The 11,350-nt window shown below is 62.3% G+C and carries 10 protein-coding genes; 8 read left to right on the forward strand and 2 right to left on the reverse strand.

The features are described from left to right. Positions 1-10: 10 nt before the first annotated feature. Both JTY93_RS00685 and JTY93_RS00690 read right to left on the reverse strand, forming a co-directional pair. Entirely contained in the window at positions 11-715 is a 705-nt protein-coding gene (locus tag JTY93_RS00685) for a DUF3142 domain-containing protein (RefSeq protein WP_205479418.1), read from the reverse strand. After that, entirely contained in the window at positions 712-2,868 is a 2,157-nt protein-coding gene (locus JTY93_RS00690; protein ID WP_205479416.1) for a PA5441 family protein, read from the reverse strand. The genes JTY93_RS00685 and JTY93_RS00690 overlap by 4 nt, the downstream gene beginning before the upstream one ends. 149 nt (positions 2,869-3,017) lie before the next feature. Between JTY93_RS00690 and JTY93_RS00695 the strand changes: the two genes are divergently transcribed. From JTY93_RS00695 to JTY93_RS00730, 8 genes are all read left to right on the forward strand, one after another. Then, a complete protein-coding gene (locus JTY93_RS00695; RefSeq protein WP_169991644.1) occupies positions 3,018-3,260 on the forward strand; it encodes a DUF2789 domain-containing protein in 243 nt (80 codons plus the stop codon). Between the two features lie 225 nt (positions 3,261-3,485). After that, on the forward strand, positions 3,486-3,896 hold the full coding sequence (locus tag JTY93_RS00700; protein ID WP_029298811.1) for a MarR family winged helix-turn-helix transcriptional regulator: 411 nt from the start codon (positions 3,486-3,488) through the stop codon (positions 3,894-3,896). Continuing rightward, complete coding sequence (locus JTY93_RS00705) at positions 3,893-5,971, forward strand: FUSC family protein (RefSeq protein WP_205479414.1); 2,079 nt, start codon at positions 3,893-3,895, stop codon at positions 5,969-5,971. The genes JTY93_RS00700 and JTY93_RS00705 overlap by 4 nt, the downstream gene beginning before the upstream one ends. After that, entirely contained in the window at positions 5,968-6,177 is a 210-nt protein-coding gene (locus JTY93_RS00710) for a DUF1656 domain-containing protein (RefSeq protein WP_169991648.1), read from the forward strand. Before JTY93_RS00705 ends, JTY93_RS00710 begins: the two co-directional genes overlap by 4 nt. Next, positions 6,174-7,064 carry an efflux RND transporter periplasmic adaptor subunit gene (locus tag JTY93_RS00715; protein ID WP_205479412.1) on the forward strand — a complete coding sequence of 297 codons (891 nt, stop codon included), beginning with the start codon at positions 6,174-6,176 and terminating at the stop codon, positions 7,062-7,064. Before JTY93_RS00710 ends, JTY93_RS00715 begins: the two co-directional genes overlap by 4 nt. Beyond that, positions 7,061-8,503: an efflux transporter outer membrane subunit gene (locus JTY93_RS00720; RefSeq protein ID WP_205479410.1), complete on the forward strand. Its 1,443-nt coding sequence runs from the start codon at positions 7,061-7,063 to the stop codon at positions 8,501-8,503. Before JTY93_RS00715 ends, JTY93_RS00720 begins: the two co-directional genes overlap by 4 nt. 81 nt (positions 8,504-8,584) lie before the next feature. Then, positions 8,585-9,217 (forward strand): NADH:ubiquinone oxidoreductase subunit N, encoded by a 633-nt coding sequence (locus JTY93_RS00725; protein WP_169991653.1) that lies wholly within the window; start codon positions 8,585-8,587, stop codon positions 9,215-9,217. 358 nt (positions 9,218-9,575) lie between these two features. After that, entirely contained in the window at positions 9,576-11,072 is a 1,497-nt protein-coding gene (locus JTY93_RS00730) for a YdgA family protein (protein ID WP_205479408.1), read from the forward strand. Positions 11,073-11,350 lie beyond the last annotated feature (278 nt).

The following is an 11,350-nucleotide window of genomic DNA, read 5'->3' on the forward strand; positions in this document are numbered from 1 at the left end:
AATGGGACACTTACGGATTCTGCAAAAACACCACATACCCGCGAAACCACTCACTCTCCTGCAAATACGCCGGCTCCTGCCATTCCCCGCCCTGGATCAAACCGATCTTGAACGCCAGCCCCAGGCGGTTCATGCGTGGCAGGTACGCCGCGTAATCCGGGATGCTGTGGCGCCCCTGATAGGTCTGCACCACCACTTCATCCACCACGCCTTTGAGCTGGGCGATGGCGGCCGGGTCGGCGTTGCTGCTCCAGTCCATCAGCCCGGTGATGCTCAGGCGCAAATCCTTTGGCAGGCGCTGGCGCAGGTCTTTGAGGAAGTCGGCGTATTCGTGCAGGTATTGGGTGCGGGCATCGAAGTCGATCTGGATGCCCACCACCGGGTTACCCGCTGCGCGCCAACGTTGCACCTGCCCGAGCATTTTTGTGTAGACCGGCTCTGGCCAACGCAGGGTATGGGCGCGGTAGACCACCCACACCTCGCCCTGGCGGATGCGCGGCACGCTGATGCCCTGGGCGATGAACTGCACGCCCAGGCTGGGTTGGCGGCGGGTCGAGTTGATCTGGCCCTGGAGGATGTACAGGGTCTTGGCCTGCTTGAGCACCGGCTGCGGGGCGACGCCGCTCCACAGCCAGAAAGCGTCATAGTCCTGGGCGTCGACGGTGGCGAAGGCCGGGCTCGCCAACAGCAGCAAGCCTAGCCACAGGTGTTTCACCAGTAGTACTGCAGCGACTTGCCCCACTGCGTGTCGGCAAACCCGGTTTTCAACTGGCGGAACCAGCCTTTGCGCACCGCTTTGTCGACGTCTTCGCCACCGCAGCTGTTATAGCCCGAAGGTGCATAGCAGTTGATCGCCCGAAATAGCGCATAAGCCTTGTCGTCACGGGGCGCCTTGGGGTTGGCGATCACCTGCTTATAGCCATCGAGCCGCGAGAAGGTTTCACCGGTGAAGCCCGACGCAGTGCTACCCAGGCTGCCGGCCGAGCGCGCCTCTTCCAGGGGCATGCCGTCCAGGCCGTTGCGCAGGATGAACTCACCCAGGCAGTTGAGGGCGTGTGGGTTTTTCGCGTCGTTTTGCAAGGTGCTGGCGGTTTGCGCGATGGTCGGGCAGGTGTAGCCGGACGGCGCCTTGTCGCCGCTCCAGCGGAACAAGGTCAGCGCCTGGCCACCGTCGTACACATAGCCCAGGCTGGTGCCGATTTTGTCGGCGGCGGGCGAGGCCGGTAGTTGCTGCAAATCCTCGGCAAAAGTCGCGAACTGGCCGCGCAACAGGTCTTTGTAAAGCAATACAAATTGCGCGGTACGGCGCTCCAGCGGGTCGCTGGCCTGGCTGATCTGCTGGCGCAGCAACTCGGGGCCGGCGACGCTGCGTAGCAGGATATAGCGCACTTGCGGAGTCTGGATCGGCGAGTCGGCGGCGAACACCTTGGCCAATTGGCCGCTGCGTTCGTAGTTCATCGCCAGGGCCAATTCCAGTTGCTCGCGCTGCAACGGTTGCTTGGCCAGTGGTAGCAGTTGCAGCCACAGCGTTTCGGCGCCTTTCCAGTCGTTCTTGGCTTCCAGGGCCAGGCCGCGCAGGGTTTGCTGGCTGAATGCCAAGTAATCCAGGCTCGCTGGCAGCGCTGGCGGCAGATGTTTCAACGCGGTGTCCGGCTGGTGCTCGACATACAGGGCAAACGCCGCCTGCAGGTAGTCGTACAGCGCCGGCTCGTTGGCAAATGCAGCCTTCTGGGCGTCGAGGGTGGCGCGGGTCAGCTTGGGCGGGTTGTTGGCGCGCATCCACATCAGATCGTTGATCGCCAGCAACAGCGGGTTGCGGATGGTCTCGGCGTAGCTGGTCAGCAGTTTGTTGTCGGTTTCTTCCACCAACTCATCGATGGAGCCATTGCGCTGGGCATCGCTGGCCTCGGTCAGTTGCCAGGCATAGTCGTCGGCCAGCTTGGTTGCATCGCCGGCCAACCAATGCACGCGGCGCAGCAGGCCGTGGGCGGAGGCGGCATATTCGCCCTGTGGATAAGCTTTCAGGTAGCTGAGGAAGCTGTGCTCGGCTTCATCCAGGGCAGACTTATCCACAGCCTGGCGCTGGGGCAGGCCGTATTCGTCAAAAGCGTTTTCCTGGGCATGGTTGAGCGACGCCCGGGCAATCATGTACACCGCCGTTTCCTTCAGCCATGGCAACGTGGTCACGGTGACGGCGGCAAATCCACGTTCGGCATACACGAAGCGCCCGCTGTAAAAGTCGGCAGCGGCGAGCAGGTAGGTGGTCAGTTCACGGCCCTGGGTGGATGCAATCAACTGGGGTTCGAGCAGCACTTCGCCCTGCCAGTCGCAGGTGCCAAGCAATTTCAGGCGTGCATTGGCCAGCAGCACCCGCTCATTGGCTGGCACATCGGCTTTGATTACCTGGCGGATAAACGCCGTGGCGCTGTCCACATTGTTGCTGCGGCAACGGCTGCCTTCGCCCCACAAAAACTGATCGCCTGCCGCTGCCGTGGCCTCGCGCTGGATGCCCAGCGAGGCCAGCAGTTGCGCAAGCTCCGCGCCTTGTTCCTCAGGCGCCTGCACCTCGGGAGGGCGGGGCACCAGGCGATACACCGGGAACGGCACCGGGCCAAAGCCCTGGGCCAGGTCATCTTCGCCCAGGGCGTTGGGGGTCAGGGGCGCATTCTTTTTCGCCGCGAGCAACAGGCGCAAGTTGGTCCGGCTGTCGTTGCCGGGGCTCAGAAAAGGCATGTTGCTACAGGCGGTCAGCGAATCCTGGGACACGCGCCAGTCGGGGTAGCAGGAGTCGTCGCCACTGGCCTGGGCCTGCAGGGATACGCCGGCACACAGTGCCAGGGTCAGGGATGACAGAAGACCGATGCGCATGAATTGTCCTTATTCCGGGAGTCCGTGGATGCCGCTGGGCGAAAGCTGAAGATGATAGCGTGAACATTGCAAGATGTTGCACCGGTGGCAGCCAATCGGTGAGTTTTATCGGTCTAGACTGTGGGCAATCACCTAGTCTGGGAGTTGTCATGGAATCGCCTGTTCACAGCCTGCCGTCATTGTTCAAACAGCTTGGGCTGCCCGATGACGCCATCAGCATTGAGCGTTTTGTCGCCGTGCATTCACCGCTCAAGCGGGAGTTGAAACTCGAAGATGCGTTTTTCTGGACGGATAGCCAGCGGGCGTTTTTACGCGAGGAAATCCTGGAGGATGCGGATTGGGCGCAAGTGGTGGATGAACTGAATGTGCGGTTGCGCCGCAGTCTCCTGTAGGAGCGAGCTTGCTCGCGAAGGTCTTCAACGATGACGTGGGTAGCCTGGATCAACGCGGTGTTTTTGCGTTTTTCGCGAGCAAGCTCGCTCCTACAGGGGACTGCAGCCGCCTATCAGGGAATTTGTATCAAAAGTTGACGAGATTCCAATCCTCGATCATATTGATAGTTAGCAAACTAACTGTATGCGAACTATCCCGTGTCCCAATCCCTCGAACACCTTCACATGAGCCTCAGCAGCAGCATGGTGGCTGGCGCCCGTCACTGGCGCAAAATCTGCCAGAGCACGCTGGTGAGCTACGGTATTTCCGAAGCCTGTGCGGTGCCTTTACTGATGATCGGCCGTCTCGGCGACGGCGTGCATCAAGTCAAGGTGGCCCAGGCCTCGGGGATGGAAAGCCCGTCCCTGGTGCGTCTGCTCGACCAACTGTGCAGCAGTGGTTATGTGTGCCGCACCGAAGATATCCACGATCGCCGCGCCAAGGCCTTGAGCCTCACCGAGCGCGGTCGTGAGCTGGTGCAAGCCGTGGAGGCGCAACTGGTGCGCCTGCGTCGTGAAGTGCTGGCCGACATTGCGCCTACCGATATGCAGGCCGCGCTGCGTGTGCTGCGCGCCTTTGAGGCGGCGACGCTTTGAACGGATTTTTCAGCGGCTTCCCGCCCGCTCGCGACTGGTTCTACGGTGTGCGTACCTTCGCCGCCTCGATGATCGCGTTGTACATCGCCATGCTCATGCAAATGCCGCGTCCGTATTGGGCGATGGCCACGGTGTATATCGTCTCCAGCCCGTTTGTCGGCCCCACCAGTTCCAAGGCGTTGTACCGCGCCATCGGCACCTTGATGGGCGCAGCGGCGGCCGTGTTTTTTGTGCCGATGTTTGTACAGTCGCCCTACATTCTGGTGGTGGTGATTGCGTTGTGGACGGGCACTTTGCTGTTCCTCTCCATGCACCTGCGCACGGCCAATAACTACGCCTTGATGCTGGCCGGCTACACCCTGCCGCTGATCGCCCTGCCAGTGGTGGATAACCCCCTGGCGGTGTGGGATGTGGCCGAGGCGCGGACCGAAGAAATCTTCCTCGGCATCGCTGTGGCCGCCGTGGTGGGCGCGATGTTCTGGCCGCGCCGCCTGATGCCGGTGTTCGATGGCTCGGTAGCCAAGTGGTTTGCCGATGCCCAGGTCTACAGCCAGCGCTTTCTGACGCGCAATGTGCAGCCTGAAGAAGTCAGCAACCTGCGCGGCGGTATGGTTGCCACCTTCAACACCCTCGAATTGATGATCGGCCAGTTGCCCCACGAAGGCGCACGGTCGCAGACCGTGCGTAACACCAAGGAACTGCGCGGGCGCATGATCCACCTGCTGCCGGTGGTGGATGCGCTGGATGATGCGCTATACGCCATTGAACACCGTGCCCCGGAGTTTCTCGAGCGCCTCACGCCGATACTCCAAGCCACCCAGCAATGGCTGCAAGACACCCAACAAAGCGCACCGCCGCAAAGCTGGCGCGCCTTGCGCGACCAGTTAGACGCCCTGCAACCCCAAGGCCAAGCGCTTGACGATCGCCATACCCTGCTGTTTTCCAACGCGCTGTACCGCCTTGGCGAGTGGATCGACTTGTGGCAAGACTGCCGCAGCCTGCAAGCCGCCATTGAGTGCGAAAGCCAGGACACCTGGCGCGCCGTCTACCGTCACTGGCGTCTGGGCCGACTCACGCCATTTCTCGACCGTGGCCTGATGCTTTACTCGGCGTTCTCCACAGTCACCGCGATCATCGTCGCCTCGGTGCTGTGGATTCTGCTGGGCTGGACCGACGGCGGCAGTGCGGTGATTCTGGCGGCGGTGGCGTGCAGCTTCTTCGCCTCGATGGACGACCCGGCGCCACAGATTTATCGGTTCTTTTTCTGGACGGCGATGTCGGTGCTGTTCGCCAGCCTCTACCTGTTTCTGGTGCTGCCCAACCTGCACGATTTCCCGATGCTGGTGCTGGCGTTCGCCGTGCCGTTTATCTGCATCGGCACCCTCACCGTGCAACCGCGCTTTTACCTGGGCATGTTGCTGACGCTGGTGAACACGTCGTCATTTATCAGTATCCAGGGGGCCTATGATGCGGACTTCCTCAACTTTGCCAACGTCAACCTGGCCGGTCCCGTGGGCCTGCTGTTTGCCTTTGTGTGGACGCTGGTCGCCCGGCCCTTTGGCGCCGAACTGGCGGCCAAGCGCCTGACCCGCTTCAGTTGGCGCGACATTGTCGGCCTCACCGAACCTGCGACCCTGGCCGAGCACCGGCACATGGCCGTGCAAATGCTCGACCGCCTGATGCAACACCTGCCGCGGCTGGCCCTCACGGGCCAGGACACCGGCATTGCCCTGCGTGATTTGCGCGTGGCACTGAACCTGCTCGACCTGCTGGCCTACTCGCCGCGCATCCTTGGCGTGCCACGGGTGTTGCTCAGCCAGGTGGTCGAAGGCGTAGGCGCTTACTTCAAGGCCTGCCTTAAAGCCGGTGAGCGCTTGCCCGCGCCCAGCGGTCTGCTGATGACCCTCGATCGCACACGCCGCGCGCTCAACGGCCAGGGCCTGCAAGGCGAGGACGATACCCGCCTGCACCTGTTGCACGCCTTGGCCGGCCTGCGCCTGGCGTTTTTGCCTGGGGTTGAATTTATTGGCGGCGCCGAGATGCAAGCGCCGCTGCCCGATGGAGCGCCTCTATGATCGGTGACCTGGATATCAGCGGGGTGTTCCTGCCCACGCTGCTGGTGCTGATGGGCATTACGTACGGCATTTTCCTGGTGGTGCACGGGCTGTTGAACCGCGTCCACTTCTATCGCCTGGTCTGGCACCGGGCATTATTCAATGTGGCTCTCTACGCGCTGTTGCTGGGCGCTGTGGACTCAATCAGTCGATACCTGATGATATGAAAAAACCTTTTTTGACGATTGGCCGTGTGGTCCTGACGTTGCTCGTAGTGACCTTCGCCTGCGTCGTGGTCTGGCGCATGGTCATGTACTACATGTTCGCCCCCTGGACCCGCGACGGGCATATCCGTGCAGACATCGTGCAGATCGCCCCGGACGTGTCCGGGCTGATCCAGCAGGTGGACGTGCGCGACAACCAGTTGGTGACCCGTGGCCAGGTGCTGTTTTCGGTGGACCAGGACCGCTTCAAGCTTGCCCTGCGCCAAGCCCAGGCGGCCGTGGCCGACCGCCAGGAAACCCTGGCCCAGGCCCAGCGTGAAGCCAAGCGTAACCGTGGCCTGGGCAACCTGGTGGCCAGCGAGCAACTGGAAGAAAGCCAGTCCCGCGTGGCCCGCGCTCAGTCGGCCCTGGCCGAAGCGCAGGTGACGGTGGACAGCGCCCAGCTCAACCTCGACCGCTCGGTGATCCGCAGCCCGGTGGATGGCTACGTCAACGACCGTGCGCCTCGTGCCCAGGAGTTCGTGACCGCCGGGCGTCCGGTGTTGTCGGTGGTGGACAGCAATTCCTTCCACATCGATGGCTATTTTGAAGAGACCAAGCTGGACGGCATTCATGTCGGCCAGAGCGTGGATATCCGCGTGATTGGCGACAACGCGCGCTTGCGCGGCCATGTGCAGAGCATCGTTGCCGGGATCGAAGACCGCGACCGCACCAGCGGCGCCAACCTGCTGCCCAACGTCAACCCGGCCTTCAGTTGGGTGCGCCTGGCCCAGCGGATTCCGGTGCGCATTGCCTTTGATGACGTGCCGGCGGACTTCCGCATGATTGCCGGGCGCACGGCCACCGTGTCGATCATCGATGACCAGCCCAAATCCGGAGACCAGCCATGAAGCAACTGCTGGCGACTGCCGGGCTGGGGCTGCTGCTGTCGGCCTGCCAGGTGGTGGGCCCGGATTACCAGTTACCGGACGCCGCCGCCGTCAACCGTGGCGACCTGCAGGGCCAACTGGCCGGGCAGGGCAATAACGTGGTCTCGGCCCCGGTACCCGCCGACTGGTGGAAGCTGTACCAGGACCCGCGCCTGGATGAACTGGTGCGCCAGGCCATGGCCTCCAACACCGACTTGCGCGTGGCGGCGGCCAACCTGCAACGGGCGCGCTTCCAGGTACAGGAAGCGCAATCGGCGGGTGGCTGGAGCGGCGGGGTCAAGCTCGGTGCCCAGCGTTTGCAGGAGTCCGGCGAAGCCTTTTTGCTGGCGGACAAGGTGCCGGTGGCCAATGTCGGTGATATTGGCATCACCACTTCCTATCAGTTCGACCTGTTCGGCACCCTGCAGCGCGGTATCGAAGGCGCCCAGGCCAATGCCGACGCAACCCAGGCCGCCGTGGATACTGCGCGCATCACCCTGGTGGCAGACGTGGTGCGCTCCTACACCCAGGTGTGCGCGGCCAACGAAGAGCTGCACATCGCCCGCCAGTCCCTGGATTTGCAAGCCCAAAGCACACGCCTGACCCAACGCCTGCGCGACGCCGGGCGCGGCGATGAAACCCAGGTCACCCGCTCGCAAACCCAATTCAAGTCCCTGCGCGCCGAACTGCCGCGCTTTGAGGCGGCGCGCCAGGCCGGTTTGTTCCGCCTGTCGATGCTCTTGGCCAAGCCCCTGGACCAACTGCCGGCCGGCACCCGCGATTGTGCCGAGTTGCCGCAGATCGCCCAGTTGCTGCCGGTGGGCGACGGTGCAACCCTGCTCAAACGCCGCCCCGACGTGCGCCAGGCCGAACGCCGGCTTGCGGCGGCGACGGCGGGAATTGGCGTGGCCACCGGCGAGTTATACCCGGATATCAGCATCGGTGCCTCCATCGGCACCGTGGGCATTATCGACAACCTCGGCAAGCCGGCCACCAACCGCTGGGGCTTCGGCCCGCTGTTGAGCTGGACGGTGCCGTCCAACGGCTCGCGTGCGCGCATCCATGAAGCCGAAGCCGCGACCCAGGGCGCTTTGGCGCACTTCGACGGGGTGGTGCTCAACGCCATCCGCGAGACCCAGACCGGGCTGGCGCAATACACCGCGCAACTCGAGCGCCGCGATGCGTTGGCCGAGGCCGAGCAGTCGGCGCAACAGGCTGCCGACCAGACACATCGCTTCTTCCAGGCCGGCCGCGAGTCGTTTCTCGCCGACCTGCAAGCCACCCGCACCTACACCGATATGCGTGCGCAACTGGCGCAGGCCAACACGCAGGTGGCAATGAGCCAGATCGACCTGTTCCTGGCCTTGGGCGGCGGCTGGGAAAGCGGACGAACGCACGGTGCAGAACCCGGCAAACCCTGAGGCGATTGCTATGCTTTGATCAGACGGGCTTGCGTGATGGCCCGCTGATCACTGCCTGCGTTGCTCATGGGGATTCCAATAATGAAAAACCCTTATGCTCCTGCTTTCTGGTGCGTGCTCTTCGCACTGGTGTTGTTATCGGCGACTTATTTCTACGGCGTCATGCTGGCCCATCAGCTTGATAAAGCCATGGTGTTCCTCGACAGCGCCTGCGCGCTGATCGCCGCGTTATCCGTTGGCGTGGTGGCCTGGGCGTCCTACCAGGGCCAGCGCACCCAGAAAAAAATCCTCGAACAAGGCAAGACGCGGGTCGCGATCTGGGACACCAAGGTCGCCCTGCGCCGGGTCGAAACGGTCTTTGATCGCTACTTCTGGGGCAGCTACTGGCAGCCTGGGCGTACGTTCCAGGAAGTCATGGGCGAACTGACCGGCACCCCCCTCGAAAAAAGCCTCGAAGCCTTGAAAAAACAATGCGTGCTGCTCGACCGACAAGTGGCCGAAGGGCGGCACTGGCTCAACAACGCCCGGGAGCTGTCCGACGTCGCCACCGCCATGGCCCGCGAGCGTTACCAGTTGGATTTCTACGACCCCAAGGCCGACACGCCGGGCAATGCGGTGATCCATCGCGAGTTTGAAGTACTGGTGTACACCTGGACCGCACGGCTGAAGAGCTTCGACCACCAGCTCGACGAAATCGACATGGAATACTCCTGACTAAGCGCAACACTTCCCCTGTGGCAAGCAAGCGGGCTGTTGTGGCGAGCGGGCTTGCTGTGGCGAGCGGGCTTGCCCCGCGCTGGGCTGCGAAGCAGCCCCAAAACCCGCCACCTCGATGTATCAGGAAGACCGAGGGGGCTTACTGGGGCTGCTTCGCAGCCCAACGGGGGACAAGCCCCCTCGCCACAATATTCCCTATCCACCCTCTGGGGCCCGTCGTTCGCCACAAGAGATTGCAACGAGCCCCCCCGCCAGTGCTAACCTTGCCCCGATTTTCGGCGGGCTTGAGCCGACGCCCCACTTCGGGGTTCAGGGAAGACAGCCCACTTCGCACAGGATTGGATCAGGACACTTCATGAATAAATCAGCCGTTGTACTCTTGGGTTTTGTTGCCGCCGTCGGCGTGGTCAGTGCCGGCGGTGCCTGGTACACCGGCAGCCAGTTGGAAGGGGTGTTGAAAACCACGATCGAAGACGCCAACAAGGAGATGGAACGCTCACTGGCCGGTGTCGATGGCCGCATGACCCTGGAGATGGTCTCCCTGGATCGCGGCTGGTTCAGCAGCACCGGCCACTTCCGCCTCAAGGCCGAAGGCGCGGCGTTCGGTGAACAGTTCAAAGACAGCGAACTGCTGTTTGTCGACCGTATCGAACACGGCCCGTTGCCCGTCTCGCGCCTGGTCACCCTGAAGTGGTGGCCGGTATTGGCTACCAGCCATCTGGCACTGGAGAAGAACCCGACCACCGAAAAATGGTTCGCCGCCACCAAGGATGTGTCGCCCATCAAGGGCGTGGCCAATATCGCTTTCAACCGCTCGGTGAACGGCAACCTGGAGCTGCTGCCCCTGGAGTACAAGGACGCCACCACCAGCGTCAACTTCTCTGGCCTGAAGATGGACTACTTCAACACCGCCAAGGGTGAAGAGATCAAGGTCAATGGCTACATGGACGCCCTCAAGGTGGACCTGGTCGGCCCGGATGGCGCACCGTTCCAGGCGCAACTCAACGGCCTGACCGTGGCCAGCAACCTGTCCAAGAGCAGTTTCGGCTTCTATGTCGGCCAGAACACCGTCGAGCTGAGCAACACCCAGTTCACCTTTGGTCCACAGCAAGCGGTGCTGACCGTCAAAGGCTTCGAGCAGAAAGACAGCAGCGAGACCAAGGACAACAACCTCAGTGGCCGTGTTGATTACAAAGTCGCCGAGATCGGTTACCAGGGCAAACCTGTCGGTTCGGCGGCCATGGCCGTGAGCATGAAGAATATCGACGTGCCGTCGGCCATGGTGCTGACCAAGCTGTATCAGGAAAAAATGCAACCGGTGCAGGCTGCCCAAGCTGCCGGCCAACCGATTCCAGAACTGCAACTGAGCGAAGCCGAACAAGCGCTGGCCCAGGCTAACGTTGATCTGCTGCTGGCCGCCAAACCGCAAGTGGCCCTGGAAAACCTGTCCCTCAAGACCGCCAATGGCGAAAGCCGCTTCAACCTGGTGGTGGACCTGACCAAGCCGTCCACCATGGAACTGCCACCGGTTGAACTGGCCAAGCAAATGATCACACTGCTGGATACCAACCTGACCCTGTCCAAGCCGATGATCTCTGACATCGCCGCACTGCAAGCGCAGATCGGCGGCGTGACCGACCCCAAAGCCATCGAGCAGCAATCCCAGATGGCCAGCGACATGGCCAGCGACATGGCCGTGGGCATGCAACTGGCGACCCTGGAAGGCAACGACATCCTGGCCAAGCTGCACTACGCCAACAATGAAGTGACCTTCAATGGCCAGAAAATGACCGTCGAGCAGTTCATCGGCGGCGCGCTCGGCAAACTGGGTGCGGTCAGCGGCGCACAATAAGGTTCTGTAGGCCAGCACCGAACCAAAATGTGGGAGCGGGCTTGCTCGCGAATGCGGTGTATCAGTCAACATATCCATGACTGACCCACCGCATTCGCGAGCAAGCCCGCTCCCACATTTGATCTCCACTAGCTTGTAGGACAATTCTGAACAATTGTCCTGATTTGCCCAAATCCTTACCCCGCTCGGGGATATTGCGCCCCAGGAAAGCTAGTCCGGGTCCCCAGATACCGGCGGCCTGATGCGTGTTGTACAGGCGATATCGCTACAGCTTTCCA

This window comes from Pseudomonas hygromyciniae (assembly GCF_016925675.1).
In the GTDB taxonomy this organism is placed as follows: Bacteria; Pseudomonadota; Gammaproteobacteria; order Pseudomonadales; family Pseudomonadaceae; genus Aquipseudomonas; species Aquipseudomonas hygromyciniae.

Bases quoted from the DNA above. Each gene is read 5' to 3' on its own strand.
- JTY93_RS00690 (WP_205479416.1), bottom strand. From the start codon at position 2,868: ATGCGCATCGGTCTTCTGTCATCCCTGACCCTGGCACTGTGTGCCGGC.
- JTY93_RS00695 (WP_169991644.1), top strand. From the start codon at position 3,018: ATGGAATCGCCTGTTCACAGCCTGCCGTCATTGTTCAAACAGCTTGGG.
- JTY93_RS00700 (WP_029298811.1), top strand. From the start codon at position 3,486: ATGAGCCTCAGCAGCAGCATGGTGGCTGGCGCCCGTCACTGGCGCAAA.
- JTY93_RS00710 (WP_169991648.1), top strand. From the start codon at position 5,968: ATGATCGGTGACCTGGATATCAGCGGGGTGTTCCTGCCCACGCTGCTG.
- JTY93_RS00715 (WP_205479412.1), top strand. From the start codon at position 6,174: ATGAAAAAACCTTTTTTGACGATTGGCCGTGTGGTCCTGACGTTGCTC.
- JTY93_RS00720 (WP_205479410.1), top strand. From the start codon at position 7,061: ATGAAGCAACTGCTGGCGACTGCCGGGCTGGGGCTGCTGCTGTCGGCC.
- JTY93_RS00725 (WP_169991653.1), top strand. From the start codon at position 8,585: ATGAAAAACCCTTATGCTCCTGCTTTCTGGTGCGTGCTCTTCGCACTG.
- JTY93_RS00730 (WP_205479408.1), top strand. From the start codon at position 9,576: ATGAATAAATCAGCCGTTGTACTCTTGGGTTTTGTTGCCGCCGTCGGC.